This is a genomic window from Micromonospora inositola (assembly GCF_900090285.1).
In the GTDB taxonomy this organism is placed as follows: Bacteria; Actinomycetota; Actinomycetes; order Mycobacteriales; family Micromonosporaceae; genus Micromonospora; species Micromonospora inositola.
In genome coordinates this window covers 6,572,946-6,599,476 of the sequence record NZ_LT607754.1, presented here as the reverse complement: position 1 = coordinate 6,599,476, position 26,531 = coordinate 6,572,946, and the positions used below count along the sequence as shown (strand labels likewise).

The following is a 26,531-nucleotide window of genomic DNA, read 5'->3' as shown; positions in this document are numbered from 1 at the left end:
GCCGGTAAGCACCTTGCGGTAACCGCGGGTGTTGGGTGTAGACGTGATTTCAGACCGTGATTGGTGCTACTTCTCCGGGGGTGTCATGGTGCGGCGGACGCGCGTCCGGCCGAACGTGAAGAACGTGACGGACGGTGACCAGAGGATCAAGTTTGGTCCCGGGGTCCTCTCTGCGCCCTGGACTCGACGGCTTCGCGTTACCGCTGTCGCCGTTGTGCTCCTGGGGTCGGTTGGAGCTTGCCGCAGCACCGATACTCCCAAGACGAACGAGAGCGCTGCGCCATCGGTGTCTGCACCAGCTCCGGATGCCCGAGACGCCGCGGAGCAGGCGGCGCTTGCTGCGTACCGCGGCATGTGGCAGGCGTACGCGAAGGCGGGCCTCACGGCCAACCCAAACGAGCCCAACCTGCCGAAGTTCGCCGGTGGGAACGCCTTGCAGTACCTGCGGAACGGCCTGACGGCCTACCGGCGCAAGGGACAGATCCTCAAGGGTGAATACATTTCGAACCCGCAGGTCGCCAACGTCTCGCTCGCCGCCACGCCGCGGACGGTGGCTCTCACCGACTGCGTTGACGACACCAAGTTCCTCGTCTACACCGCCTCCGGCCAGCCGATCAACGACACGACTGGTGGACGCCGAGCTACTCGGGCCACGGCGACCGACCTCGCGGAGGGCTGGAGGGTGACCAGCTTCGGAGTACAGGAAGTGGGGACATGCTGAGGCGCAACCTTCTACGAGCAACCATCGCCTCTGCCCTCGCCGCTGCCCTGTTCGTTCCTGCCACCGGTGCCATGGCCGACGGCGGCATGGGCGGCGTCACCTGCGACCAGACCCCCACAGCCCCTGAATGCCAGGTCACGGCAGGCACCCCGGGCTCGCCGGGTGGCGCTGGGTCCGGCGGCGATGGCAACGGCGGATCAGGTGACGGATCCGGCGGGGGCAGCGATTCTCCTTGCACTTACATGAAGTTGCCCCAGCAGCAGGCGCCGCCGCCGGGTGCGGGGCCGGGCGCCTGGTACGAGCAGTCGTGCCTGCAGGACGGTATCGGCTCGCAGCAGGTGGTGTGGTTGGCCGACGGGCAGGTCGCTGACCCAGAGGCGCTGGCACGGGTTGCGGTGTCGCGGCTGCGGCTGCCAGCCCCCGCGATCCGAAGGAACCCCAGCGCCGCGGCGGGTGTGCTGGCGCAGGTCCCGGTGTGGTGGTGGGTGGATCCCTCCACGTGGGGGCAGCGTTCGGCGACAGCGTCGGTGCCGGGGATGTCGGTGACGGCCACGGCGACGCCGGTGCGGGTGGTGTGGCGTCCGGGTGACGGCACCGGCGACGTGGTGTGCCAGGGGCCGGGAACTCCGTGGCGCCCCGGAAGCGACCCGAGAGCGGCGTCGTCGTGCGGCCACACCTACCGGGTCAGCTCGGCGGGCGCGCCGGGCAACGCGTTCACGTTGACCGCGACGGTGACCTGGTCGGTGTCCTGGGCCGGTGGTGGGCGTAGCGCGGTTGTGCCGCCGTTGACGACGACTGGGTCGGTGCGGCTGCCGGTGGCGGAGTCGCAGGCGACGGTGACGGGGCGGCGATGAGCGTGACGGTGAACCGGCCGGGGTCGGCGGAAGCGGACCGGGCTGCGCGGGCGGTGGCGGCGCAGTCTGCTGGGCGGCGGGTGGGGCGGCGCAGCGGCCGTCGGGTCGGGGTGGGGGCGCTGCTGGTGGTGCTGAGCGTGGTCGTGTTCTGGCAGGTCGATCTGCGGCGGCACGCGGATGAGTCGTTCCTGGCTGTTGCGCGGCCGGTCGCGGCCGGGCAGGTGATCATTGACGCGGACGTCGAGGTGGTGCGGGTGGCGAACTCCTCGGGGTTGGCGTTGCTGCCGGCGGGGCAGCGAGCTGATGTGGTGGGTCGGACCGCGGCGGTGCCGTTGGCCGCGGGCAGCCTGCTCACGGTCGGGCAAGTGGGGCCGGCGGCGTGGCCTCCGGCGGGGCAGGCGGTGATCGCGCTGCCGGTGAAGCCGGGCCGGGCGCCGGCAGGTCTGGCGGCGGGCGCGCGGGTGGTGGTGCTGGTCGCGCCGCCGGCCGGCGCGGGCCAGAGCGTGCCGCAGGGCGCCCCGGGTGGGGCGGGGGCGCGGCGGGCGGTGGCCACGGTGGTGTCGGTCGAGGCGGGAGCGGAGCAGGTCGGCACGCAGTTGGTGACGGTGCTGCTCGCCGCGGACGCGGCGGAGGCGGTCGCGTCGGCGACGGGGGACGTGTCGGTGGTGCAGCTCGGGCCGGACCGGTGAGGACCGCATGTTGATCGTGTGCGGGTCCCTGTCGGGCGCTCCTGGTGTGTCGACGACGGCTGTGGGGCTGGCGGCGCAGTGGCCGGGAGGGCGGGCGCTGCTGGTGGAGGCGGACCCGTCGGGTGGGGTGGTCGCGGCACGGTTCGGGCTGGCGCAGCAGCCGGGCCTGACCTCGCTGGCGGCTTCGACGCGCCACGGCGGCGGGGTGGAGTCGATAGCCGAGCACCTTCAGGGGCTGCCGCTGGGCATCGAGGTGGTCGTCGCGCCGGGGTCGGCGGACACCGCCGCCGGGTCGGTGACGGTGCTGGGCCGAAATTCGGCCACCGTGCTGCGGGGCGTCGCGGGCGTGGTGGTCGCGGACGTGGGCCGGCTCTACCCGGCCACCCCCGCCGCGGGACTGCTGCCCGCCGCCGACGCGGTGCTGCTCCTGGCAGCGCCAGCCACGGAGTGCCTGGATCATGTGGACGCGCGGATGCCCTGGCTGCGAGAGGTGACCCGGCCCGGTGTGCTGGGACTGGCGCTCGCCGGGCCGGGCTCCTACCCGGCCGGTGAGATCGCCGCGCGGCTGGGAGCACCTGTCTGGGCGGTGTTGCCGCGCGACCGGTGGGGAGCCGGTGTCCTGACCGGCCGCCTGGCGGGCCGGGCGTGGCAGCGCACCCGCCTGGTGCGGGCCCTGCGCGACCTCGCCGCGACCCTGCACCAGCAGGTCACCCACCGGAACGAGGCGGAGTCGGGGGTGGTGTCGCGGTGACCGGGCCGGACCCTGCTGGCGGGTCGGCGGCGCCGCCGGAGGTGGTGGCACGCCTGCGGGCGCGGGTCAGCGACCGGCTCGCCGAACGGGGCGCCGGGCTGCCCGACGCCGAGCGGGACGCCCTGATCGCGGGGCTTATCGCCGAGGAGTTGGTGCGCAGCGCGGAGGCGGACATCGCCGCGGGCCGTACCCCGCCGTCGCCGCAGGCGGAGGCGGCGGTCGCCCGCGCGTTGCGGGACTCGTTCACCGGGCTGGGCGGGTTGCAGCGGCTGCTGGACGACCCTCAGGTCGAGGACATCTTCGTCAACGGCTGCGACAACGTGTGGATCCGCACCACCGGGGGCCGGGTGATGCGGGTGCCGGCGGTGGCCGCGTCCGACGCCGACCTGGTCGACCTCGTCCGCGTCGCGGCGGCCCGCAGCGGGCAGGAGGAGCGGCGCTTCGACCGCGGGTCGCCGGGATTGTCGCTGCGCCTGCCGGGCGGGCAGCGGCTCTTCGCGGTCATGGCCGTGGCGAAGCGACCCAGCCTGTCGATCCGCCGCAACGTGCTGCAGAAGGTCACCCTGGATGACCTGCAGCAGCGCGGGGAGATCACCCTGGGGCTGCGGGAGCTGATCGCGGCGATGGTCCGCGCCCGCAAGAACCTGATCATCTCCGGTGGCACCGGCGCCGGGAAGACCACCCTGCTGCGGGCGGCGGCCGGGGCGATGAGCCCACTGGAGCGCATCGTCACCGTCGAGGACGCCTACGAACTCGGCCTGGACGAGGACACCGACGCCCACCCGAACACCGCCGCGCTGCAGCAGCGTGAACCGAACTTGGAGGGCGTCGGCGGGATCGACATGTCCACGATGGTGCGGTGGGGGCTGCGGATGCGCCCGGACCGGGTCATCGTCGGCGAGTCCCGCGGCGCCGAAGCCGTACCCATGCTCCTGGCCATGTCGCAGGGCAATGACGGGTCGATGTGCACCCTGCATGCCTCCTCGTCGAAGCAGGCCCTGTCCCGGCTGGCCACCTACGTCATGCAGGCACCGGAGCGGTTCCCGTTCGACGCGGCGAACATGCTCATCGGCCAGGCCGTCGACTTCGTCATCCACCTGGACACCGCGACCGACGGCACCCGGGTGGTCTCCTCCATCCGGCAGGTACTGGAGACCGACGGCACGCAGGTGCCCAGCAACGAGATCTACCGGCCCGGCCCGGACCGGCGCGCCCTGCCCGCGGCGCCGATGCGCGCGGACACCCTCGACCAGCTCGCCGCCGCCGGCCTCGACCCCGACCTGCTCGACAAGGACCGGTGGTAGCGATGAACCTCCTGCCGATCCTGCTCGGCCTGGTGTGCGCGGCCGGGCTCACCCTGCTCATCGACGGCCTGCGCCGCCGCCCGCCCGGCCCGGCGCCGTCCTCCCGGCGGCGGGCGTTCACGGCGGCGGACCGCACCCGCATGGCGGTGGCGGTGGCGGCGGGGTTCGCCGCCGCCGTGCTGACCCGCTGGCCGGTCGCGGCGCTGCTGACCGCAGCAGGGGTGTGGACCCTGCCGCAGGTTCTCGAGCCGGACCGGGAGCACCAGCGGTCACTGGGGCGCATCGAGGCGATCGCGACGTGGGCGGAACTGCTGCGCGACACCCTGTCCTCGGCGGCCGGGCTGGAGCAGGCGATCACCGCGACCGCCGCGGTCACCCCCGCGCCGATCCGCGCCCAAGTCCAGGCTTTGGCCGATGGCGTCCGGTCGGGGGCGCGGCTGCCGGACGCGCTGAGAGTCTTCGCCGCCGAGCTGGCCGACCCGACCGCCGACCTGGTGGTGCGGGCGTTGCAGCAGGCCGCCGGCTACCACGGCGGGCAGCTGACCGACAGCCTGACCAGCCTCGCCGCCACCGCCCGGGAGCAGGCCTCGATCCGGATGCGCGTGGCCACCACCCGGGCCACCACCCGCACCGCCGCGCGGGTCATCACCGGCACCTCGGTGGTGATGGTCGCCGGGCTGATCGTGCTCAACCGCGGCTTCCTCGCCCCCTACGGCACCCTCACCGGGCAGATGGTCCTTCTCCTCGTCGGCGCGGTGTTCGCCGGCGGGTTCTGGTGGCTGGCCCGCGCCTCCCGCATCCCCGCCCCACCCCGCATCCTCTCCGAGGCCGGCGAACGGATACCGGCATGAGCCCCCTGGTCCTCGCCGCCGGCGTCGCAGCCGGTATCGGCGCGCTCCTCGCCGTGTCCGCTCTGGTGCCCGCCCGCCCCAGCCTGGCCCAGGTCCTCGACGGGCTGCGCCGGGCACCCGAACCGGTGGGCGAGCCGCTGCCGTGGCGCGTGCGGCTGCTGGCCGGGCCGTGGCAGACGGTCAACCTGCCGGGCGCCCGCACCCGCGCCGACCTGGCCGTGCTGGAGCGGCCCGTCGCGGCGCACCTGGCCGACCAGACCCTCGCCGTGATCGCCGGCCTGCTGCTGCCGCCCCTGGTCGTCGCGCTACTGGCCGCCGGTGGCACCACCTTCGCCGCCGGTGTGCCACTGTGGGCGTCCCTCGCCGGCGGCGTCGGCGGGTGGTGGCTCGCCGAAACCACGGTGCACGCCGAGGCGCAACGCCGCCGCGACGAGCTGCGCTACGCCCTGTCCGCCGTGCTCGACCTGGTCGTCATCTCCCTGGCCGGCGGCGCCGGACTCGAACAGGCCTTGGACGACGCCTGCGCCGACACCTCCGGCTGGGCCACCGGCCGGCTCAACCGAGCCGTGGCCACCGCACGGCTGCTGCGCATCCCACCCTGGCAGGCCCTCGGCCAGCTCGGCGAGGACACCGGCGTCATCGAACTGCAGGAACTGGCCGCCACCATGAGCCTCGCCGGCGCCGAAGGCGCCCGGATCCGCACCTCCCTGGGCATCCGCGCCGCCACCATGCGCGCCCACCAGGCCAACGCCCTCGAGGCCAAGGCCAACTCCGCCACCGAACGCATGTCGATGCCCGTGATGCTGCTCGCCGTCGCCTACATGATCTTCCTGCTCTACCCGGCCGTCGCCGCCATCGACACCTTCTAACCCCTCTCGCAAGGAGTAGACATCGTGTCCCGACTGCACGCCGCACTGACCCTGCTCGGACTCACCCTGACCGACCGGACGCGCCGCCTGCGAGACTCCGGCGACCGGGGCAGCGAGACCACCGAGAAGGTCCTGTGGATCGCGTTCCTCGTCATCCTCGTCGCCGCCGTCTACGCCATCTTCAACGCCAAGATCATCGCGAAGATGACCGGCATCAACCTCTAGGCACCCGGTGACTACGGTGCGCCGCACGCGACGACGACTCGGTGGCGACCGGGGCTCGGTCACGACCGAGGTCGTCCTCTACGCCCCCCTGCTGATGCTGCTCGTCCTGCTCGGCGTGCAGTTCGCCACCTGGGGACTGGCCCACCTCGCGGTGCAGCACGCCGCCAACCACGCCGTGCAGACCACCCGCGTCTACCAGGGCACCACGACAGCCGGACAGGCCGACGCGAACACGGTGCTCACCCAACTCGCCGGCAGCCTCGTCAACGACCGGCAGGTCAGCGTGACCCGCACCCAGGAGCGCACCACGGTGCGGATCAGCGGCACCGCTCCCCGCGTCGTGCCCTTCCTGCGCCTGCGGGTCGCCACCACCGCCGCCGCCCCGACCGAACGATTCCGACCCCAAGCCATGCCACGACAGGAGCAGACCGAGACGGCGAAGGAGGGCCGAGCATGACCATCCACCGGCAAGCCGGGCCTGGATCGGCACGCCGCCGGGCGAGGTGGCGCGACGACACAGGCTCCGTCAGTACCGAGATCGTGCTCAGCTACGTGCCGCTGATGGTCCTCGCCACCGTCGCGATCGTCGCCTGCCTGCGCCTGGTCTCCGCCGACAGCGACGTCAACGCCGCGGCCGCGGCCGCCGCCCGGCAAGCATCCCTGGCCCGCAGCCCGGCCGCCGCGGTCGCCGGCGGGCAGGACGCCGCCGCCGCGACCCTGCAGGGCCGCGACATCACCTGCTCACCGCGCACCGTCACCGTCGACGCCGGTGGCCTCGCCCCTGGCGGGCAGGTCGCCGTCACGGTCACCTGCACCGTCGCGCTGCAGGACCTCTACGGGCTCGGCCTGCCCGGCACGGTCCGCGTCACCGGCACCGCCCGCCAGCCCGTCGACACCTACATCGGGGAACAACAGCCATGACCCACCACCAGCCTCGCCGCCTGCTGCGGCGGCTGCGTGACGACGACCGCGGCCAGGTCACCCCCTGGACAGTCGTCGGCGTGCTCATCGTGCTCATCCTCGCCGGCCTCGTCCTGGACCTCGGCCTCGGCATGTCCGACAAGGTCCGCGTCCTCGACCTCGCACAGGCCGCCGCCCGCGCCGGCGCCCGCGAGATCGACCTGGACACCTACCGCCGCACCGGCACCGTGCAGCTCGACCCCGCCCAGGCCGCCACCGCCGCCCGCGCCTTCCTCGCCCAGGCCGGCGTCCCGGGCACCGCCACCGCCTCAACCACCACGGTCACCGTCACCATCACGACCCGCCGGCCCACCCAACTGCTCACCCTCGTCGGCATCACCAGCCTGCCGGTCTCCGCCACCGCGACCGCCACACCACTCACCGGCGTCACCGCCCCCACCTGACCACCCCCGACTCCTCCCGGGAGCTGCCACCGTGCTCGCCCTGCTCACCTCCACCGCCCGCCGCGTCGCCGGCGTCGCGATGCTGGCGCTGCTGCTCGCCGGGGTTCCCTGGGCCCTGCTGCGCTACCTCCACCCGCCGCTGCCGTACAGCCTGCCGTCCTGGCACGACATCGCGGCGACCCTGACCACCCCCCTGACCGACCAGACCCTCGGCGCCCTCCTCGTCGGACTGCTCTGGCTGGCCTGGACGTCGTTCGCCTGGTCGGTCATCGCCGAGTTCGCCGCCGCCCTCACCGGCGTGCGGCTACCCCAACCGCGCGCCCTCGCGCCTGCGCGTGGCCTCGCCGCGCTCCTCGTCGCCACGATCACCGGAGGCGTCCTCGCCACCGCCGCCCAGGCCGCCACACCGCCCCTGTCCGCGCCCGCACAGGCCAGCCCCGGCGCCACGGTCATGATCACGGCAGCTTCCGACACGTCGCACCCTGGGAGCGGACGGGCCGCCACCGCGGCCGGCACGGACACACCGTCGGCCGCTGCGGCACCTGCCCGCAAGACCGAAACCACAGGGGACCTGATCCTCGTCGCCGCTGGCCGCGAATACACCTACACCGTCAAGCGCGGCGACACCCTGTCCGAGATAGCCGAGCAGTGGCTCGGCGACCCTCACCGCTGGCCGGAAGTCTTCGCCCTCAACCGCGGCACCCACTTCACCGACGTCGGCGGAACCCTGCGCAACCCGAACATCATCTACCCCGGCTGGACCCTCGACCTGCCCGCAGACGCCACCGCACCCGCCGGCCACCACCCCCGACCCGCGCCGCCCGAGCCACCCGCAGAGCGTCCGGACATTGAGGCACCGACACCCCCGACGGCCACCGACGTCACCCCCACGGCCGGACCGACCGCCACCAGAGCGCCGGCATCCACCCCCACCCCGAGCGCTACGGCCACCACCCCAACGCCCACCAGCAGCGGCACCACTGCGCCCGCACCCACCACTGCCACCACCGGCACGAGCGACGCGGCCGGCGCCAGCCCAACCCACACCAGCCGCCCCAACGGCGAGCGGGACAACCGCGGCGTGTCACTTCCCACCGGAAGCTGGGTCGACCTCGGCCTCGCCCTGGCAATCGCCGCCGCCGTCGCGCTGGTGTGGGCACACCGCCAACGCCGCTACACCCCCCGCAAGCCCTCGGCTCTGCCGCGCCTGGGCGACCCGAACCTCGCGCCCATGCCCCCCGTTGTCAGCCAGATCCGCCGCGCCCTGCGCCGCGCCCTGCGCCGCACCACTGCCGGGCAGCCGGACACGCCCGACCACCACGAGTACGACACCGCCGACAGGCACACCGACGAGTTCGACGGCAGCGACGACCACCCCACCGCCGGAACCCAGCGCGACCCCGACGACACCGACGCCCAGGCCACCCACGGCGGCACCGGCGACTCCGACACCACCCCCGCAGTCGCCCAGGACGCCGGCGAACAAGGCAGCGGCGAGCCCACACCGGTGTCGCCGGCCCTCGCCCACCCGCTGTCGACGGTATGGCCGCCCGCCGGGCTCGGCCTGACCGGCCCCGGCGCGGAGGCCGCCGCCCGCGGATTCCTCACCGCCACCCTGGCCGCAGGCGGACCGGACCACCCCGAAGCCCGCGCCCAGGTGGTGATGCCCTCAGCGACCGCGGCGACGCTGCTCGGCGCCGCCGCAGTCACCCTGCCCCGCACGCCCCGGCTGACCATCACCGCCGGTCTCAACGACGCCCTGGAGATCCTGGAAGCGCAGACACTGCACCGCACCCGGCTGGTCTACCAACACGAGGTCGACACCGTCACCGACCTGCGCGCCGCCGACCCCTACGAAGAACCCCTGCCACCGATCATCCTGCTGGCCGACGCCACCGGTCGCCACGAACGCGCCCGCATCGCCGCCCTGCTCACGCAAGGCCAACGCCTGGACATTCACGGCGTGCTGCTCGGAACATGGCCCGACGGGAACACCGTCGACGTCGCCGATGACGGCACCACCACCCCCGCCGACGGCGTCACCACCCGCCACGGCTCCCACCCGGCAGACGTGGGCCGGCTCGCCGTCATCAACCCCGACGAAACCGCCGCCCTCCTCGCGACCCTGGCGGAATCCCACACCGGCCAGCTTCCCGCGCCCGCCCCCGCCGAAGCCGCACCCCCTCCTGAGCAGGACCCCGAGCCGCTGCCGCCAGCCCGCCCGGCGACCCAACCTGATGATGCGCAGCCACCGACGGAAGCAGCCACCGAAGCTCCCGCCCGCCCGGTCGACAGCGGCACCGCGGGTTCTTCAGGCGGCACGGCATCGGCCACTGATTCCACGGCCCGCGGCGGCCCTGCTGCTGCAGCGGACACCGACGACCCCGGCGAAGGCCACGCTTCGGCCACCGCCGCCCCGACGCCACCTCGCACGGAGACGACCGCAGGCATGCCCGGCCCGGTCGAGGTCGCCGTGCTCGGCGCGCCGGGCATCGTCGGCGCCGACCCGCAACGCAGCCTGCGCGCGAAGTCCCTCGAACTACTCGTGTACCTGGCGGTCCGGGACGGCAGCGCCTCCGCAGAGGCCATCCTGGACGACCTGCTCCCCGACGCCCCAGCGAGCAAGGCCATGCACCGGCTGCACACCTACGTCTCAGACCTGCGCAGCGTCCTGCGCCACAACGCCGGCCCCGGCAGCTACCTCACCCACCCGCACCACCGCTACCAGCTCAACGCCCAACGCATCGACATCGACCTGTGGAGGATGCGCGCCGCAATCCGCGCCGCCGACGCCGCCACCAGCAAACCTGAGCGGGTCGCGGCGCTGCGCCGCGCCGTCGACACCTACCGCCAGCCACTGGCGCAGGGCTGCGAGTACGAATGGCTCGAGCCCTACCGGGAGGCGATACGCCAAGAGGCCCTCGACGCCACCGCCGCCCTCGCCGAGGAACTCACCGGCCACCCAGCCGAGCAGCTTGCCGTACTGGACGCGGCGATCCCACAACACCCCTACGTCGAAGCGCTCTACCAGACAGCGATGCGCGCCCGCGCACAGCTCGGCGACCTCGACGCCGTGCGGGCGCTGCGCCGGACCCTGACCCGCCAGCTCGCCGAGATCGATGCCGAGCCCAGCGACGACACCCTCACACTGGCCGACCGCCTCATGGCAGACCTGCGCCGCACCGGCCACGACTCCCACGTACGCCGTCCACCCGATGAGGACGGGAGGCCCGTCTGAGGCCCTTGCTCGGCCGCATCTGCCGGACGGTGCACGACAAAAGGCCGCCTCCTTCCTCGCCCGGGAACCCCACCGGGAGCGTGGGCACGCGAGCCGTCGGCGGCAGGGCCCGCTGGAGGCTGGGCCAACGCACGTAGAGCGCCGGCCCAGCCTCCAGCCCGCGGTGACAGGGTGGGACTACAGCCGTCCGATGATCGGCTGCAGCCCTTGGGGGTAGGCGTAGCCGCTGTCCCAGGGGAAGCGGCCCTGCGGATCTGGCCAGACGATCTGCTGCAGGCGCACACGGTCGCGCCAATACTGGCCATGGGCGGTGCCGGGATGCAACTCCGGCGTGGCGTCGCCGCCCACGATGACGGCGTCGTAGCCGGCGATGAGGTCGCTGATGCGCTGGCCGTGGTGCAACCGTTCGGCCCTGTCGTACACCCTGCCGGCGAGGTCGTTGAGCAGCGCCTTCGATTTGGCGGGGTCCAGTCCTGCGATCAGTAGCTTGGGGTAGTCGTGAGCTTTACCGACCTGGTTTGCCTTCGTATTGGCGCGGAGCTGCGCATACGGGCGCGGATGTGTCCGTGACGTCCGTCGCCTGCTTGCTGGCCGTGCCCTCAATCGGGTGTCGCTACTAAGCGTACGAAGCCGACATCGACCGCCGCGCACACATCGCGGCAGATCAGTACGCTGGGCGCCAGCACCAGTTAGTGGCACCGACAGGGCGGGGCGAGCGCAGCGAGCCCGCCCGCAGGGCGGACATCGCGTGCTGTCCGCGACAGGTGCGCGTGCCAACCAGGCACCCGAGACGCAGCTTTGCACGTTCCGAGGCCGCACTCCTTACAAATGACAACACGGCCGCTCTGTCCCTCCTTTGCGGAGTCTCCGCGCTCCCGAACCAGAACGGTTACCCAGGTCCATACGTCCGATGGGGGCACCTTCCGCCCCCGCCCGCCTATCATCTACCGCGTGCTGAGCGAGCGTTTCGGGGTCGAGGTCGAGTTGGCCGGCCTGTCCCTGGACGCTGCTCGCGAGGCTGTCCACACTCGGCTGGCCGGCGGATACGACCGGCTGGGCCGAGTCTGGCGGGTCGAACTCGATGGCTCCGTTCCGGACGGCTTCGAACTCATCTCTCCGCCGCTGCATTTCGACGACTTACCGCTGCTCCAGGAGATCTTCCGACGACTTCGCCAGGCAGGCGCACATTCGGCGTCGGGAGCCGGCGTACATGTGCATGTGGATGCCGGCACACTCAGCGCCGCCCAGATCACGTCGCTGATCAACCTCTACTCGAGCCACTCCCGACTCCTGCTCCAGATGCTTGATGTGGATAGCGGCCGCCGACTGCTCTACTGCCAGCCAATCGAGCGGTTCGCCGAAACCCTGGCCACTCGCAAGCCGACTACCATGGAACAGTTGAAGCACATCTGGTACCAGGTCGCCGACGCCCTAGACGAGGAGGTTACGCGTTTCAACTCGTCCCGCTATACCGAACTCAACCTGAATAGCCTATTTGTTCGGAACACGGTTGAGTTCCGGGCATTCCGGTCCACCAACCACGCAGGCAAGTTGAAGTCCTTCGCCATTCTTGCACTCGCATTCGTCGCGCACGCTAGGTCATACGCGGGTGTGTATCCGCTCCAGCCTGTGGTGATTGCCGATGAGACGTCCGCGCGACAGGCAGCAGCAGACCTGTTCGAGTTGCTGGGGCTATCTGGATCTGACTTTAAGAACACGCGCCAGCATTTCCTGTCAGCTATCGCCCAACACCATCACCGACGTTCCGAGCGCGGATCCTCTCGCCTGTCATTCGCGGCCTTGGGGATGTCATTCGAGGGCGGATCATACGCCGATTTGCTGGACGAGATCTGGGACAGCGGATTCTTCAACAACGGCCAGCTCGACGACTTTCTGACACGCATTCGAAAGCGCAGATGGTCCTTGACCGAAAAACCGTGGATCGCACAAACGTCGATGCCGGTGGACGACTACGACCGGTATTCGAAAAGGGTACTGCAGTTGTTCGAGCGCTACGGCATCGGCCAGATAACGTACGAAACCCCTGAGGCGTCCGCGACGGCGCCGTAGCCCAGCTTATGATTGTTCAAACGCATCACCGGCCAAGCCCCCATCGGTCAAGGAGGTAACGGAGGTTGCGCAATAGTCCCAGCCGCGACGACAGCCTGCTGGTCAGCGGGAAGCACGGCGAAGTGGACCAGGCGATCCAGTCACAACTGGCCACCGCGAGCCTCGTCCTAGAGGATCCGGTCGGTGGGCCGGTCGCCGGGCGCCAGTACTTCACCAACGAGGAGTTCTGGCAATCCGTCCTCGACGATCGTCTGCGCAGCCGGGCCATAGTCTATCTACGAGGCTTCACGGTCATGGAGTGGTTTCCGCGGTCGCCCGGCCTATTCCATACACACGCGGCTTGGCAGAGTCGCACGAGCTCCGAGCGGATGCGCCTGCGGCTGACCGACGAGCAACAACGGCAGTACGAGTCGCTCGGCGGCGAGGATCCGATCATCCGGACTGTCGACGGCAAACGCGCCATGCTTGCGGGTGGGATCGGTTGCCTCCGGCTACGGGACAAGCGAACCGAAGCCGGCGACCTATGGTTTATGTCGGCCTCCGCCTCATCTGTCGCGCACGAGGGCATCCCGATCGGCCTGCCAAACAACGTCTACGATCGACTCATCGACCAACTGGCCGAGGAGGGCGCGGTAGTGGGCGACCTAATCGGACGCTTGACGTTCGTCCCGCGCGCTTTGACCGGCACTTACAGTCATTACTCAAACGTACCGATGCTTTACCTGTTGGTTGAGGAATTCCGACGGACGGGTGAGGCCCTTCAGAATACTCCTAAGGCGAGCGCTGCGGTGGTATTCGAATCCCAGACGCAGGCCTCGGCGCAGTCGCCATATGCCGCCGCCTATGTTGATTTCACCCCGGGATCCCGGGGCAACTTGGCCCGTCGACAGGAATGGCTCGTTCGATACGTCGAGGATCTCCACGATGGCACCATCGTCACCGACTTCGACGAGCAGATGTCCCGATTCCCGAACGCCATCTTCGCCCTAGAGAAAGTCTCCGCCGGCAGGCTCGACAGGACCGAGTTGTCTACTCTGGCCGACCGATGGGGGTCATCGGTAACCTCACTCTTCATCGACACGCTCATCATCCAACAGAGCCGACTTGAAGTACAGAAGGCAAGAATAGGAGAACTCGTCTTGGGTGACAGATTTCAGAACATCGGCTCGGGCGCGACGATCATCAACCGCTCATTGATCTCGAACGCTCTGAACAGAGTCGTCACCACTGCCGGCAACGACGCCGCCGAAGCACTCAAGGTTGTCACCGAGCACGTCCAGCAGAGTGGAAACACCGAGGCCGCCGAAAACCTGGAGGGGCTGCTGGAGGAGGTGGAGCGCGACCAGCCGCGTCGCTCGCGTATGAGCGCATTTTGGGACGCCATCATCAAGGCCCTCCCGAGCGTCGCCCAACTAGGCGAAGCCAGCGCAAAGATCGTCGAACTCATCGCCCAGCACTGATGCACCAAAAGCAAGCCAGGTGGCTGAGATGAACCTGCCGCTGATCGGCTGGGCAATCTCGCTGACCGTCTGCCGCCGGGACAAGGAGGTAGGGCGGGTCCGAGAGTTGCACATTCCCCTCAGCGCGACTTCAGAGTGGAGGTGCGCACTACTTTCGGCAGTTCAGGATGCCCGCTCGACTCAGAAGGCCAGCTACCGAGCGTGATTGCCTCGATCGGCCAGCACGCACGGACGGCGGCAGAAGCGGACGTTCATGTCGGCGTTCTCAGGCTGCGGGGTGGAAGTCGTCGAGGCTTGCGCGGTACCACGAGCCATTGATCAGGACGTGCAGCTCTGGACCGCGGCAGGTCCAGCGCGCGTTCCGTATCTCCATACCGTCGGGCAGAACCAGGCGGGATTGCCCGCCGGCCACCTGTACACCCTCGGCATCGATGCATACAGGCGTGACGAGGTCGTAGTCAGCCCCATAGCCTCCGATCAGCGCCGCCCGCTCACCGTCGACGAGCACTGCCACGACTCCGCCCTTCGGCGCCCTGCCGTGGTCAACGCCGCGCCTACCGCGCGCACTCACGAGGTGATGAGCGTTGTACACAAGCGCGTAGGCGGTCTCCCCCTGGACGTTCAGTGCTTCGCAATCGTCAATGCGAGGCAGGTCGGCGTTGAATGGGTAGCACCATCGGGGCTGCAGGTCGGAGTCAAAGCGGACCAGACCGTGCCCGCCGAGGCCTCGGCCAGACGCCGCAGCCTCGTCGAAGTAGCCGACCCAGATGTCGCCGCTCGCTGTGGCCAGGACATGCTCCACGGCATCGCCGAGATGCCCGCTGCCTTCCCAGCCACCGGCGCTGTTCCACACCTCCGCACTCTCGGCCGTACCCCTGGTGCGGGCGTCAACGAGTAAGACTCGGCCATCCGGAAGAGGCTGGATGAAGTCGGCCCGACGCGCTCCGCCCAGGATTACCGCGTCGTGGTCTTCAGCCCCGACTCCATGGCGAGTCAACAGGCGCGCACGGGCAGCGTGGTGATCCCACAGCGCGATTGCCTGACCATCGGCCCCGATACCAACCGCACGCGGCTCGCGATGCCAGCAGTGGTCGGTCGATGGCGGGCTTAGGTACGCATGGTGGCGCAACGCGATCATGGGCAAGCCGACCACCTCCTGGCGTCGACTCAACTGCTTAAGGTGCGACTGGCGCTGGCGGTCGTTCACGCTGCCATGATCCCTTACCGTCAACCGACCGAACGCTCTTGACCGCATCCGCTCCTCGGCATGTGCGTATGCCGGCCGAGTCAGCACTTCGTGACGCCGCGTAGCGCGCGGATCGCGGCATGTCCGTGCGTCGGGGAAACCGAAGTGTCGATCACCGCTAGGTGATCACGTATTGCGAGGCTACGGGATGACGTAGTCCCAGGAGCCCGACGTCAGGCCTTGCTCGCCGGCACGCCGAAGAACACTTTCCTCGCCGAGCACTGAGAACCCGTCATTGCCCCCGGGCCAGAACAAAGCCAAGCGACGGCTACTCCCGGCCACCTCAAGGAGTCGGTTGACTTCAGCGGCAGGGTAGATGGAACAGTCCATCCAGGGATCCTCTGTCGCGGGCACCTTAGGCTCATCCGCGGCAAACCTGTAGAGACAGAGGACCGCCCGGTTCACCGCCACTGAATAACCGGCCGAGCACTCGTCGAAGGGCCCGGTGACCGTAGCCAGATGCAGCTCAACGCCGCAGTCATCGAGTGCGGCCGCCATGCCGCCTAGCCACGCCTCCACCTCCCCTTCGGCAAGGTCCTCACCATCCGCTCGCCACGCACCCCCAGCGGTCCACATCACGTCTTCGTCGGAGAACAGGGCCTGCATTAAGGGCGCGTCTCATTTGGATGGTCGTTGGCCTGGGGCATGATTTGCTTCCGTGGACGAGGCCATGATCCGTACCTGGGCGCCGGATGATCTGTGGGAGATAGCGGCGCCGTTGATCCCGCCCGCGCCGGTTCGTCGGCAGGGTGGTGGTCGCCGGCGGGTGGATGACCGGGCGGTGTTGGCCGCGATCGTGTACGTGACCCAGGCGGGTTGTTCCTGGTGGAAGCTGCCGGAGGCGTCGTTCGGGGTTACCCGGGCCACCGCGCACCGCAGGTTCACCGAGTGGACCGCGGCCGGGTTCTGGCTCCGGCTGCACGAGGCGACCCTGGACCGGCTCGGCGCCGACCGGCGGATCGACTGGTCGAGGGCGGTGGTCGACTCGATCAGTGTGCGGGCGGAAAAAGGGGCGATCTGACTGGCCCAAACCCGGTCGACCGCGGCAAACCAGGCAGCAAACTCCACGTCATCTGCGACCGGAAGGGGCTGCCCCTGGCTGTGCTGGTCACCGCCGCGAACGTCCACGACAGCCAACTGCTGCTGCCCATGCTCGACAGCGTCCCGGCGATCCGCACACCCAACGGGCGCCGCCGGTGGCGGCCAGACAAGTTGCACGCCGACAAGGCGTACGACGCCCGCGAGCTGCGCCGCGAGGTCCGGCGACGGGGGATCAAGGTACGCATCGCCCGTAAGGGCATCGAGTCCTCCACGCGTCTGGGCCGGCACCGCTGGGTCGTTGAAGCCTGCATGTCCTGGCTGATGCGCTACCGGCGCCTCGTTCGCCGCTATGACCGCAAGGGCGATCACTTCGAAGCCTTTGCCACGATCGCCAGCACCCTGATCTGCTACCGCCGCCTCACCAAATGAGACGCGCCCTAAGGCGCGCTTGTGATCCTCAGCGATGTCCGACCACAGCCCCGCATCTTCCAAGATGGCGATGAGTTCCTCGAAGGGAGTCACGGCGACCATGATGCCGCAAGCAGCGGTCTACCGTCGGCCGCCCCAACGTCCTGTCCTCGGCACGTCCGGACGCCGGCAACCGGCGCCGACGTTACCTTCGGTGAGGAGCGCTCGCGGCTACAGATCAGCGCAGCTGACCTTGGACGACGGTTGCGTGAGTGGAGACCAACTACAGCGGCGTCGGACTCGGTGAATGGTCTTGGCTAACGCACCAGGCGACTTTGCGCACCGGAAGATCGCGGCAGCATGTGCCACGTTCGCGGTCGCTTTATGGCAGCATGCCGGGCTATGCGGATAGCCGGAGTCATCACCCAGGGTGGCATCGCGGCGGTGCGGCGGCCATGTCTACCGTAGCGTCGTTCTATCTGCTGGACCGGTCCGCCGTACCCGGGCTCGTGCGGGCCGCGAAAGCCAAGCCGGTAATGACCCCAGCCGCGACCCATCGCTGGCCCGCGATCGGGAAGTTCTGGAGCCGAATCGGCTGGAGGAATCCAACCCCGTTGATTATGCCGTCGCCCGTATACGACTACCTCGAGGAAAACGACCTTGGCGTACTCGGGTGGTACGACTGGTCCGGGTACGTGCTGATGCACCTGATGCTCCTTCTCGAGGACACGGGCACCCCGCTTGGGGCGGCCGAATACCGTGCCGAGACGGAGGTCCTGAATGCGGGGAACGGCCTGACATACCTGATTACCTCGGCCGACAAGCGTCACCTGCCCGCGTTGGACCCGGCACGGCTGGACCGTGCGGCGGCCGAACGGTACTTCGACAGCGTCGGCGACGGTGGCTTCGAGGAAATCCGGCAGGCCATCGATGACGGGCTCATCCTGCTGCGCGAGCTCATCGCGGCGTTGGACGAAAACGAAGTGTTGGTGATCCGCATCGGATAGTCCCGGTGGCTGCGTGGTGCCAACGCCTGCCGCCCCAACACACTTGCCGCGCAACGCCAACAACGGTTTTCGCCCTCGATCGAGGGGCGGCAGGAACCAAACCGGCAAACGTTCGTGGTCGACGCAGCGGCTGCCCGTCTGTCCAGGCAATATCGAGACTCGGTTGGTGACTCTCCGTTTGACGCCGAGTTGATCGCCTTCGTGCGGCGGCCAATTGGGACGAGACGTGGAAGCGTCCCGCCTCACCCGGCACAGGGCCAGGCTGACGCAAGCGCACTCACATCGGCATGTGCGTATGCCGGCCGAGTCGGCACTTCGTGACGCCGCGTAGCGCGCGGATCGCGGTAGATGAGTGCGTTCACACTCACCGAACTCGGTCAGACTCTAGGAGGGGAATCGTCCTCGCTCGGGCGGCCCAGGCATCGACGATGCGGTCCAGGGTGCGCCTGCCCCACCGGCTCATCGTCGGGTTGGAGTCGAGGTAGTACCAGACCAGCCCCATCGCCTGCTGGAACGCCCAAGCCATCCCGCGCCGCCACTGGACGTCGCCGCATCCGAGCTCACTGCGGAGGATGCCGCGCTGGGTCTCGTCGAGGAGGTGCCAGGCCGCCACGAGGTCGAGCGCCGGGTCCGCCGGGCCGAAGCCGCCGCCGTCCAGGACGCCGACGAGCCGGCCGTCTTCGACGAGGACGTTGGGCGGGATGAGGTCGCGGTGGCACATCGCGTCCTCGTCGACCTCGGGCAGCGTCCGAAGCTCCGCCCAGATCCGCCGCAGGAGGGGTACGTCGAGCAGGTCCTCGCTCTGCCGGAAGCATGTCTCGAGCCACTCGTCGTGGTCCGGGAGGTGCCCGCCGCGACCGACGCCGTCGAAGCGTCGCCCACGGGTGTCGTCGGCGCGCATCCCGGCGATGAGCTCGGCCAGGTCATGGGCGAACGCGTTCGACCCTGCGGGGTCCTCGACCGTCGCGTCGTGGCCGGACAGCCAGGTCTGGACGCTCCACGGCAGCGGATAGCCCGCGCCCGGCTCCCCGATCGCCACCGGCTCCGGGGTGGGCACGGTGGCGGCGTCGGCCAGTTCACGCGCGGCCTCGGCCTCGGCCGCCAGCGACGCGCGGGCCTGCGCCGGGTCGTGACCGACCAGCGGGAAGCGGGCGGCCAGGTCGTCGCCGATCCGGAAGATCGCGTTCACGGTCCCGGGCGTGCGCAGCTCGGTGACCGGCAGTCCGCGCCACTGAGGGAACTGCACCTCGACCAGCCGGCGGACGGTCTGCGCGTCTACGTGGAGCTGGTCGGCGTGCATCGTCATGCCGCCATCCTCCCGTCGGCGACCGCGGGTGTCCTCCGACTTTCGCGCGGCAGGCTCGGCGCCGTCATTGCCCGACCAGCCGCCAGCGCCCGGTCGAGACGACGTCCACCTTGTCGCCGCGGACCCGGATCGCGGAGTCGTCGTCGAGCAGGTAGGGCGGGAAGTCCACGCTCGTCGCCAGCCGGTCCGCCCATGCCTCGTCGCGGTTGCGGAAGGACGGGGAGTCGAGGTGCGGCTTGACGTACCAGTCGAACAGCGGGCAGGCCGGCTTGATCCGCTCCTCGCCGAGGAGGTGGAGGTCGGCTAGGTCACCGAGCAGGTCGGCCGCCCGCTCGTCGAAGCGCCGGCTGAAGATCATCGAGCCAGCGCTGGTGCCGACGTACACCTTCTCGCGCAGCAGCCTCGGGAACGCCTGGGACAGGCCGGCGCGGGCGATGCTCTGAGCGAGATGGAACTGGTTGTCGCCGGTGACCCACCAGACGTCGGCCCGGCCCAGACGTCCCTCCAGCACGTCCCGCGTCAGGCCGTTGAGGTCGAGCACGTCGAGCTCGCCCCAGCCCATGCCGTGCAGGTCGGTGAGCGCCTCGACGAACCAGCCGTGGTCGCCGGGTTCGCCCAGCGAGGCGGTCACGATCGCGGCGACCCGGGCCTCGGCGCAGGGCTTGCCCAGCAACTCCGCAAACGCCTGTCGCAGTGTGTCGTTGGCCAGTCCGTTCGAGGTCAGCAGCATCCGCACGGCCCCGATTCTGTCGCACGCCGGCCAGAGACGGCGTGGCCGGCCGGTCAGGCGGTGAACAACTCGGCGATCTGGCGACCAGCGTGTTGACGAATGCGTCCGGTAGGCCGCGATGCCGCCACCCCAAAGGTCCACACACGGCGGAACAGCTCGAGCCCGACCGGGTGCCGTTGCCTTCTCCTCGCAGCAGCACCACACAGCCGGGTGCCTCGTCAGGACTTTGACGCGGCCGGTCGCACGTCCGCACATCGGCTAGATCAGGATGCCGAGCGGTAGCGGCCGCCGTCACGCTCCGCCACGCGCGGATCGCGGCAGAAGCGTGCACTGCCTGCTCTCGACCCTGTCGGCTCGGGGCCTGCGGGATCTGCGTCCGGAGGCCCCGAGGCGACGGCTCACTCGTTGTGGAGCACCTCGGCGATCGTGAGCCGGGCCGCGCCGCGGGCCGGGACCAGTGCACCGAGGAGCGCGATCACGACGCCGGCGAGGGCCATGAGCGCGAGCGTCGGCGCCTGCCACACCTCCAGCACCGAGTGTGGGATGGCGACCTGGGCCGCGTCGGCGGCGGTCGGCACGATGTATCGGTGCGCAACGATCCCCAGGGGGATGCCGAGCACACCGCCGGCCACGCCGACGACGGCCATCGACGTCAGCACCATCGTGACGACCTGGCGTGGCGTCATCCCGATCGACTTGAGCATGCCGAGGTCGCGGCGGCGTTCCCTGACGTTGAGCACGACCGTGTTGAAGACGCCGAGGGCCGCGACGGTGGACAGCAGTAGCGAGAGCACCGACGAGAAGCCGATCACGGTCACCGCGAAGTCGCTGAGCTGGGAGGTGTCCCACGCGTCGATCGCCGGGTCGGCCGCTTTGACCGCGGCGACGTACGCCGCGACATCGCCGCCACGCTTGAGCTGGACCTGGTAGTACACCTCGTCTGGTTTGACGGCGCGGTCCGGCGCGAGGTCGGTGAGGACGCGCCAGTCCACGAACATGCCGGGCGGTCCGGGCGCGCCGTCCATCGTCTCGCCGATCACGGTCAGCACCGTCCGCCGTCCGCCGAGCTCCAGGGTGAGCTTGCCACCGACCTTCAGTCCGCGCTCACGCATGAGTTCCGACGACACGACTGTCTCGTCCACCCGCGTCATCCAGCGTCCGGCGGTGAGCTCGTCCTGGTAGCCCATCGACGAGTAGTCACCGCGGACGAAGTTGACGGTCAGCGGCTGGGTCTGCCCGATGGTGGGGACCGGCAGCTTGAAGACGGGGGTGACCCGAGCGACGTCCGGCAGCCCGCGCAGCAGCTGCTCAACCTGCGCGTCGGTCCGAGTGGTGGCGGCCTGCGGCCCCGTGGGCGGCAGCTGACCTTCGGGGGCGATCCGCGTCCGGCCGTCGGACGGCCGGACCCCGATCTGTCCCGAGGCCCGGTCTTCGATAGTTGAGATCCGGGTCAGCGTGTCGGCCAATCCCGTCGCGAACGTCGCGGTGGTCACGCCGAGCAGGACGGCCACGACGGTGAAGACGGTCCGACCCGGTCGCGCGAACGGCAGGCCCAGCCCGAGGGTCACCGCACGCGACAGCCGGACACCGGCGAGTCGACGCTGGATCCGCGTCCCATGCCCGGCCCGTGGGGAGCTGCCGGCGCTGATCGCCTCGGCGGCCGACAGTCGGTGTGCCCGGACGGCGGGCACGAACGCCGCCAGGGCGACGAGTGCCGGCACGCCGACCAGCCCGGCGACCCAGATCCAGACGCCGACGTTGATGCCGACGTCGAGCCCGAGGCCCTCGAACCCGTCGCTCAGGAGCGGCTGGGCAGCCAGGGTGCCGGCGACGGTGCCAAGGACGCAGCCGATGAGGGCGGGTACCGACACCATGACGAGGTAGACGGCGACAACCTGGCGCGGTGTGAACCCGAGTGCCTTGAGGATCCCGATGTGCCGGAAGCTGGAGACGACCGCGCCGCTGACCACGTTGCCCACGATGACGACCGCGACGATCAGTCCGAGCACGCCGAACGTGGCGAGGAACGGCACGTACACGCCGATGTCCGAGGCGACCTTCTCCTTGACGACGAGGTACGGCTGCGCGGCGATCAGCGCGCCCGCTGGCAGGCCGGCCGCGACGGCGGCCAGGTCGGCGTGGACAGCGGGCTTCGTAGACACGTCACCGGTGAACCGGTAGAGCATCTGGGCCGACGTGGGGTGCAGCGCGGTCATCTGTTCCGGTGACACCCAGGCGTCGGCGGTCTGGCTGAGACTGTGGGCCCGGCCGACGACGGTGTACCGCTTGCCGCCGAGGGTCACCTCCCCGCTGCTGTCCGGCGGAAATCCGCTCGAGTCTGCGCCGGGTTCGGGCTGGTTGAGGACGACCTCGCCGGGGGCCGTGGGCCAGCGCCCCTGCCAGAGGTTGAGGCGGTCCACCGAGCCGCCCGGGTCGGCGCGCCCCACGACGGTCAGCGGACCCTGTGGGCCCGGCCCGCCGCCGTCGGTGAGGTCGAGTGTGATCTGCCCGAACGGTCCCGCCGCGGCCGTCACGCCGGTTCGCTGGCCGGCGAGCTGCGCGTCGGTGACCTTGGACGGGTCGTACACGACGATCGCGTGTGGTCCCTGCTGCCTGGCGAAGGCTCGGTCGAACGGCGCCGAGGACGCCTCGAGCAGCGCCAGCGCCACGACGATCGTCGTGGTGGAGAGCAGGACGACCAGGCCGATGACGAACGTCTGCACCCGACGTCGCCGAACCGCCGCCCGCGAGGCCCGCCACACGGCACTCATACGCGTTCCAGACTGCGTTCGCGGATGATCCGCCCGTCAGCCAGTTCGACCACGCGGCTGGCGCACCGCGTCGCGAGCCGCTCGTCGTGGGTGACGATGAGCAGGGTCTGCCCGATCTGGTTGAGGTCCAGCAGCAGGTCCATCACCTGCTCGCCGGAGCGGCTGTCCAAGGCGCCGGTCGGCTCGTCGGCGAGCAGCAGTGCCGGGCGGTTCATGAGGGCCCGGGCCACCGCGACGCGCTGGCGCTCGCCGCCACTGAGGGCCGCCGGATACGCGTTGCGCCGGTCGGCGATGCCGAGCTCGTCGAGCAGTTCCATGGCCCGCTTGCGTGCCGGGCCTGCCTTGGTACCGGTCAGCTGGGCGGCGAGCGCCACGTTGTCTATCGCCGGTAGGTCGTCGAGCAGGTTGAAGAACTGGAAGATCATGCCGATCCGGTGCCGCCGGAACAGCGCCAGCTTCGTTTCGTTCAGCCGGCCCAGCTCCTCGTCGTGGACGCGCACCGACCCGGATGTCGGCCGGTCCAACCCGGCGATCATGTTCAGCATGGTGGACTTGCCGCAGCCCGACGGGCCCATCACCGCCACCGCCTCACCGGTGCGGATCTCGAGCGACACGCCGTCCAGGGCGGTCGTGTCGCCGTACTCTTTGCGGACGTTGTCCAGCCGCACGACGCAGGTGTCAATGGTCATGGCAGCACGCTATGGCCGCGGGTAGCGCCCGGTCGTCGGTCCCGGGATGTAAACCGCCGGGGCTGTCATCCCAGGGATGTACCGGCTAGACACCGGGGATGATGTGGCGCCGATCCGCGTTTGCGAAAATGCTTGGGTGGGATTGGGGGCGGTGTGGCTGGTCGGCGCGCTCGTCGCAGCCTGCGCGACCGCGGTATGGCTCGGTGTCGCACTCGTCCGGGCCCGGCGCGAGCACCGTCGGGCGCTGGAGGAGCGGGGCTGGCTCCTTGAACGGGAGCGGGAGAGCGCGGCCCGTACCGCAGTCGACGCCGAGCGTGCCCGCATCGCCCGGGAGCTGCACGACATCGTGAGCCACAACGTGAGCCTCATGATCGTGCAGGCCGCCGCTGCGCGCGAGGTGCTCACGACCATGCCCGACGATGCCGCAGCGGCGCTGTCGGCAGTGGAGGGCGCCGGACGGACCACGATGACCGAGCTACGGCACCTGCTCGGCCTGCTGGCGCCCGCGGCGGACGGCGACGATGGCACGGACGGGGCCGACCTGGCGCCGCAGCCCAGCCTGAGCAGGCTCAGCCCGTTGATCGACCGAATCGCGTTCGCCGGCCTGCCGGTAGAGGTGCGGATCTCCGGTGAGCCGCGGCCACTGCCGTCCGGGATCGACGTCACCGCGTACCGAATCGTGCAGGAGGCACTGACGAACGCGCTGAAGCACGGCGCCGGAGGGAAGGCGGAGGTGACGATCCGCTACGCCGAGCACTCGCTGCGGGTGGAGGTGCTCACCAGAGGTCCCAGCGTGCTGACGGGCGACCAGCCTGCACCGCGCGGCGGAGACGGCGCCGGGCGGGGATTGCTGGGGCTGCGTCAGCGCGTTGCGGTCTACGGTGGCGATCTCGACGCCCGCCAGCGGCTCGGCGGCGGGTACCGGGTCCGCGCCCGCATCCCGGTGGAGCACCCGTGAAGGCCCAGCCCGACCCTGCCAGACCGCCCGGTCCGGCGCCTTTGCCCTCGCCGCGTGTGCTCATCGCCGACGACCAGGAGCTGATCCGCACCGGCTTCCGGCTGATCCTCACCGCCCGCGGCATCGACGTGGTCGGCGAGGCCGCTGACGGCGCCGAGGCGGTGGCGGCCGAGCGGCGGCTGCGTCCCAACGTCGTGCTAATGGACATCCGCATGCCGACGATGGACGGGCTCGAGGCAACCCGACGCATCCTGGAGTACAGCCCCCGCTGCCGGGTGCTCATGCTCACCACGTTCGACCTCGACCGATACGTCTACGCCGCCCTGGCACTCGGCGCAAGCGGCTTCCTCCTCAAGGACGTCACCGCCGACCACCTCGCCGCCGCCGTACGCCTCGTCGACACCGGCGACGCCCTCCTCGCGCCCTCGATAACCCGGCGGCTCGTCCAGCGCTTCGCCAGCGCGGACCAATCGGCTGGCGACGGACCGACCCCCGCCATCCACCGGGATCTCGCCGCGCTGACGCCGCGCGAACTGGAAGTGCTGACGCTCCTCGGCCGCGGTCTCTCCAACACCGAACTGGCCCAGGCGCTGACCCTGAGCGAGGCGACGGTGAAGACCCACGTGGCGCGGATCTTCGCCAAACTCGCCCTCCGCGACCGTGCGCAGGCGGTCGTCCTGGCCTACGAGACCGGCCTCGTCACGCCCGGCGACACCTGATCGCACCCCACGCATGTAGGACGGGATGATCGGATGGTCCGAAACGGTCGCTATCGGCGGGCCTGCGGGCCTGGAACAGCCCCAGCCACTGGTCGCCCGACCGGCGCGTTCTTCGCCGGCCGGGGCTGCTCGGCTCCCACAGGGATCCCAGCTACATCCCTCGGATAAGTCGTCCAGCGAGTGTCCTGTATTCGGCAGATCCGGTCGTCTCGGACGCGCTGTCAGCGGCAGAAGAGGGCGTTGTTCACGAGCGTAGACACCCGAGCCGGATACCTGCGACTTCGCTGCGGCCTCGGCCTCCGGGTGCACGAGATCGCATGTCGTCGGTTGTCACACGGACGGGTCCCAGGCGGCGAGCTGATCGAAGATACGACGGTCGCCTTCGAACTTCAGCGAATCCAGCGGTATGCGGGCGTAGAAGAACAGGACCAGGTCACTGGCCGTGCCCCGGGCGGAGGCGTCGGCCGTGTCGGGGTCCTCGCCGGCAGCGGGTGTGAAGCGGGCGACCTGTGCGCCGTCGTGGGAAAGCCGAAGGCGCCAGGAGTGGCCCTCGGTGGCGTGGTAATCGACGATGGCGGGTTCGTGTGGCCAGGCGACCGTCGTCGCGCAGAGGGTGAACTGGCAGTCGTCGAAACCGTCGAGGGCGACCTCGTCCGATAGCGGCTGCGGGGCACCCACCGTGAGCTGGGCGTCGTAGGTGTGCACCGCGATCTCGGGAACCTGTCGCCGCGCCCAGGCACCAGAGGTTTGCGGTGACGGCGAGTCCCCCCACCACGTCCAACAACCGCGATCCGGGGCGGCCTCACGCAGCACGCTCGTCATTAGCTCGACGGACTCGGTCCACCAGGCCAGCAGTGCCTCGCGTTCCCGAGGCGCACCCATGCCGTCCTCCCAAGCCGACTTCTCCGGGGGCGCGTCCGCGGGCCCTGCGGCGACGATGGCGGCCGATTTGCGGCGGGCCATGCCCACGTGTTGCACGAGATCGAACAGCGTCCGCTCGGGAGAGGTCGGCACCTGCATGTCGAGGCTGGGTGCCGCGGCGACCGCAGCGCGGAAGGCGGCCGACCGTTCGTTGATCAGCCGCAGATGATCAGGGAACGTGAGAATTTTGTGCACCCGGCTTTCTATCACTGTGCTCCGACGACCGGACAGCGAATTTCGCAGCCCCGACGCGGCGGCCGCCCCGGCACTGATACGTGCCCTTGCATGACGCGCGGGCGGGACTCTCACCTCGCGTCCTGGGATATCGGCTAACCGCGC

The 26,531-nt window shown here is 70.3% G+C and carries 26 protein-coding genes; 18 read left to right on the top strand and 8 right to left on the bottom strand.

The genetic code is table 11. The features are described 5' to 3' along the window. The first annotated feature begins 352 nt into the window (after positions 1-352). Genes GA0070613_RS31335 through GA0070613_RS31280 form a run of 12 tightly spaced genes read left to right on the top strand, consistent with a single transcriptional unit; the run spans position 353 to position 10,866 of the window. Positions 353-721 (top strand): hypothetical protein, encoded by a 369-nt coding sequence (locus GA0070613_RS31335; protein WP_089015569.1) that lies wholly within the window; start codon positions 353-355, stop codon positions 719-721. Continuing rightward, entirely contained in the window at positions 715-1,575 is an 861-nt protein-coding gene (locus GA0070613_RS31330) for a hypothetical protein (RefSeq protein WP_157746612.1), read from the top strand. The genes GA0070613_RS31335 and GA0070613_RS31330 overlap by 7 nt, the downstream gene beginning before the upstream one ends. After that, on the top strand, positions 1,572-2,264 hold the full coding sequence (locus tag GA0070613_RS31325; RefSeq protein WP_089015567.1) for an SAF domain-containing protein: 693 nt from the start codon (positions 1,572-1,574) through the stop codon (positions 2,262-2,264). Before GA0070613_RS31330 ends, GA0070613_RS31325 begins: the two co-directional genes overlap by 4 nt. Positions 2,265-2,271: 7 nt before the next feature. Further along, positions 2,272-3,015, top strand: coding sequence for a P-loop NTPase family protein (locus tag GA0070613_RS31320; protein ID WP_089015566.1), 744 nt, complete (start codon positions 2,272-2,274; stop codon positions 3,013-3,015). Continuing rightward, positions 3,012-4,319 (top strand): CpaF family protein, encoded by a 1,308-nt coding sequence (locus tag GA0070613_RS31315; RefSeq protein ID WP_089015565.1) that lies wholly within the window; start codon positions 3,012-3,014, stop codon positions 4,317-4,319. The genes GA0070613_RS31320 and GA0070613_RS31315 overlap by 4 nt, the downstream gene beginning before the upstream one ends. Positions 4,320-4,321: 2 nt before the next feature. Further along, positions 4,322-5,170 (top strand): type II secretion system F family protein, encoded by an 849-nt coding sequence (locus tag GA0070613_RS31310; RefSeq protein WP_089015564.1) that lies wholly within the window; start codon positions 4,322-4,324, stop codon positions 5,168-5,170. Beyond that, positions 5,167-6,039 carry a type II secretion system F family protein gene (locus GA0070613_RS31305; protein WP_089015563.1) on the top strand — a complete coding sequence of 291 codons (873 nt, stop codon included), beginning with the start codon at positions 5,167-5,169 and terminating at the stop codon, positions 6,037-6,039. Before GA0070613_RS31310 ends, GA0070613_RS31305 begins: the two co-directional genes overlap by 4 nt. A gap of 24 nt (positions 6,040-6,063) precedes the next feature. Continuing rightward, positions 6,064-6,264, top strand: a complete 201-nt coding sequence (locus tag GA0070613_RS31300; protein WP_089015562.1) for a hypothetical protein — start codon at positions 6,064-6,066, stop codon at positions 6,262-6,264. 7 nt (positions 6,265-6,271) lie between these two features. Continuing rightward, the gene (locus GA0070613_RS31295; protein ID WP_089015561.1) at positions 6,272-6,721 is read left to right on the top strand and encodes a TadE/TadG family type IV pilus assembly protein; all 450 of its coding nucleotides are present in this window, start codon (positions 6,272-6,274) and stop codon (positions 6,719-6,721) included. Next, on the top strand, positions 6,718-7,185 hold the full coding sequence (locus GA0070613_RS31290) for a hypothetical protein (protein ID WP_089015560.1): 468 nt from the start codon (positions 6,718-6,720) through the stop codon (positions 7,183-7,185). The genes GA0070613_RS31295 and GA0070613_RS31290 overlap by 4 nt, the downstream gene beginning before the upstream one ends. Next, the gene (locus GA0070613_RS31285; protein WP_089015559.1) at positions 7,182-7,628 is read left to right on the top strand and encodes a pilus assembly protein TadG-related protein; all 447 of its coding nucleotides are present in this window, start codon (positions 7,182-7,184) and stop codon (positions 7,626-7,628) included. Before GA0070613_RS31290 ends, GA0070613_RS31285 begins: the two co-directional genes overlap by 4 nt. A gap of 31 nt (positions 7,629-7,659) precedes the next feature. Continuing rightward, the gene (locus tag GA0070613_RS31280; protein ID WP_089015558.1) at positions 7,660-10,866 is read left to right on the top strand and encodes a BTAD domain-containing putative transcriptional regulator; all 3,207 of its coding nucleotides are present in this window, start codon (positions 7,660-7,662) and stop codon (positions 10,864-10,866) included. A 177-nt stretch (positions 10,867-11,043) separates the two neighbouring features. Here the strand turns inward: GA0070613_RS31280 and GA0070613_RS31275 are convergent, their stop codons facing one another. Next, positions 11,044-11,469, bottom strand: coding sequence for a DUF4262 domain-containing protein (locus tag GA0070613_RS31275; RefSeq protein WP_089015557.1), 426 nt, complete (start codon positions 11,467-11,469; stop codon positions 11,044-11,046). A 348-nt stretch (positions 11,470-11,817) separates the two neighbouring features. Between GA0070613_RS31275 and GA0070613_RS31270 the strand changes: the two genes are divergently transcribed. Together GA0070613_RS31270 and GA0070613_RS31265 are read left to right on the top strand one after the other, a co-directional pair. Then, positions 11,818-12,936 carry an amidoligase family protein gene (locus tag GA0070613_RS31270; RefSeq protein ID WP_157746611.1) on the top strand — a complete coding sequence of 373 codons (1,119 nt, stop codon included), beginning with the start codon at positions 11,818-11,820 and terminating at the stop codon, positions 12,934-12,936. 65 nt (positions 12,937-13,001) lie between these two features. Then, a complete protein-coding gene (locus GA0070613_RS31265) occupies positions 13,002-14,396 on the top strand; it encodes a hypothetical protein (RefSeq protein ID WP_157746610.1) in 1,395 nt (464 codons plus the stop codon). Between the two features lie 265 nt (positions 14,397-14,661). Here the strand turns inward: GA0070613_RS31265 and GA0070613_RS31260 are convergent, their stop codons facing one another. Continuing rightward, a complete protein-coding gene (locus tag GA0070613_RS31260) occupies positions 14,662-15,603 on the bottom strand; it encodes a hypothetical protein (RefSeq protein WP_089015554.1) in 942 nt (313 codons plus the stop codon). A 180-nt stretch (positions 15,604-15,783) separates the two neighbouring features. Next, on the bottom strand, positions 15,784-16,248 hold the full coding sequence (locus GA0070613_RS31255; RefSeq protein WP_089015553.1) for a hypothetical protein: 465 nt from the start codon (positions 16,246-16,248) through the stop codon (positions 15,784-15,786). Positions 16,249-16,312: 64 nt separating this feature from the next. Between GA0070613_RS31255 and GA0070613_RS31250 the strand changes: the two genes are divergently transcribed. Continuing rightward, positions 16,313-17,112 (top strand): IS5 family transposase gene (locus tag GA0070613_RS31250; protein WP_172876011.1). Its coding sequence is split into 2 segments (ribosomal slippage): positions 16,313-16,658 and positions 16,658-17,112, totalling 801 coding nucleotides; the frame shifts between segments, so codons are not numbered across the junction. A gap of 251 nt (positions 17,113-17,363) precedes the next feature. Beyond that, a complete protein-coding gene (locus GA0070613_RS32575) occupies positions 17,364-18,098 on the top strand; it encodes a hypothetical protein (protein WP_157746609.1) in 735 nt (244 codons plus the stop codon). Positions 18,099-18,462: 364 nt separating this feature from the next. Here the strand turns inward: GA0070613_RS32575 and GA0070613_RS31240 are convergent, their stop codons facing one another. The 4 genes from GA0070613_RS31240 to GA0070613_RS31225 form a co-directional block, all read right to left on the bottom strand. Next, complete coding sequence (locus GA0070613_RS31240) at positions 18,463-19,404, bottom strand: phosphotransferase (protein WP_172875933.1); 942 nt, start codon at positions 19,402-19,404, stop codon at positions 18,463-18,465. A gap of 64 nt (positions 19,405-19,468) precedes the next feature. Beyond that, a complete protein-coding gene (locus GA0070613_RS31235; RefSeq protein WP_231929905.1) occupies positions 19,469-20,134 on the bottom strand; it encodes a Type 1 glutamine amidotransferase-like domain-containing protein in 666 nt (221 codons plus the stop codon). 398 nt (positions 20,135-20,532) lie between these two features. Further along, complete coding sequence (locus GA0070613_RS31230) at positions 20,533-22,857, bottom strand: ABC transporter permease (RefSeq protein ID WP_231929602.1); 2,325 nt, start codon at positions 22,855-22,857, stop codon at positions 20,533-20,535. Positions 22,858-22,901: 44 nt separating this feature from the next. Next, the gene (locus GA0070613_RS31225; RefSeq protein ID WP_089015549.1) at positions 22,902-23,594 is read right to left on the bottom strand and encodes an ABC transporter ATP-binding protein; all 693 of its coding nucleotides are present in this window, start codon (positions 23,592-23,594) and stop codon (positions 22,902-22,904) included. 151 nt (positions 23,595-23,745) lie between these two features. On the opposite strand from GA0070613_RS31225, the gene GA0070613_RS31220 reads away from it, so the two are divergent. Together GA0070613_RS31220 and GA0070613_RS31215 are read left to right on the top strand one after the other, a co-directional pair. Continuing rightward, complete coding sequence (locus GA0070613_RS31220; RefSeq protein WP_408631026.1) at positions 23,746-24,552, top strand: sensor histidine kinase; 807 nt, start codon at positions 23,746-23,748, stop codon at positions 24,550-24,552. A 41-nt stretch (positions 24,553-24,593) separates the two neighbouring features. After that, a complete protein-coding gene (locus GA0070613_RS31215; RefSeq protein WP_089015547.1) occupies positions 24,594-25,271 on the top strand; it encodes a response regulator in 678 nt (225 codons plus the stop codon). Between the two features lie 330 nt (positions 25,272-25,601). Here GA0070613_RS31215 and GA0070613_RS31210 read toward each other — a convergent pair whose 3' ends face one another. Further along, entirely contained in the window at positions 25,602-26,387 is a 786-nt protein-coding gene (locus GA0070613_RS31210) for a maleylpyruvate isomerase N-terminal domain-containing protein (protein ID WP_089015546.1), read from the bottom strand. Positions 26,388-26,531: the final 144 nt, after the last annotated feature.

Bases quoted from the DNA above. Each gene is read 5' to 3' on its own strand.
- GA0070613_RS31335 (WP_089015569.1), top strand. From the start codon at position 353: ATGTGGCAGGCGTACGCGAAGGCGGGCCTCACGGCCAACCCAAACGAG.
- GA0070613_RS31330 (WP_157746612.1), top strand. From the start codon at position 715: ATGCTGAGGCGCAACCTTCTACGAGCAACCATCGCCTCTGCCCTCGCC.
- GA0070613_RS31325 (WP_089015567.1), top strand. From the start codon at position 1,572: ATGAGCGTGACGGTGAACCGGCCGGGGTCGGCGGAAGCGGACCGGGCT.
- GA0070613_RS31320 (WP_089015566.1), top strand. From the start codon at position 2,272: ATGTTGATCGTGTGCGGGTCCCTGTCGGGCGCTCCTGGTGTGTCGACG.
- GA0070613_RS31310 (WP_089015564.1), top strand. From the start codon at position 4,322: ATGAACCTCCTGCCGATCCTGCTCGGCCTGGTGTGCGCGGCCGGGCTC.
- GA0070613_RS31305 (WP_089015563.1), top strand. From the start codon at position 5,167: ATGAGCCCCCTGGTCCTCGCCGCCGGCGTCGCAGCCGGTATCGGCGCG.
- GA0070613_RS31290 (WP_089015560.1), top strand. From the start codon at position 6,718: ATGACCATCCACCGGCAAGCCGGGCCTGGATCGGCACGCCGCCGGGCG.
- GA0070613_RS31285 (WP_089015559.1), top strand. From the start codon at position 7,182: ATGACCCACCACCAGCCTCGCCGCCTGCTGCGGCGGCTGCGTGACGAC.
- GA0070613_RS31255 (WP_089015553.1), bottom strand. From the start codon at position 16,248: ATGCAGGCCCTGTTCTCCGACGAAGACGTGATGTGGACCGCTGGGGGT.
- GA0070613_RS31240 (WP_172875933.1), bottom strand. From the start codon at position 19,404: ATGACGATGCACGCCGACCAGCTCCACGTAGACGCGCAGACCGTCCGC.
- GA0070613_RS31235 (WP_231929905.1), bottom strand. From the start codon at position 20,134: ATGCTGCTGACCTCGAACGGACTGGCCAACGACACACTGCGACAGGCG.
- GA0070613_RS31225 (WP_089015549.1), bottom strand. From the start codon at position 23,594: ATGACCATTGACACCTGCGTCGTGCGGCTGGACAACGTCCGCAAAGAG.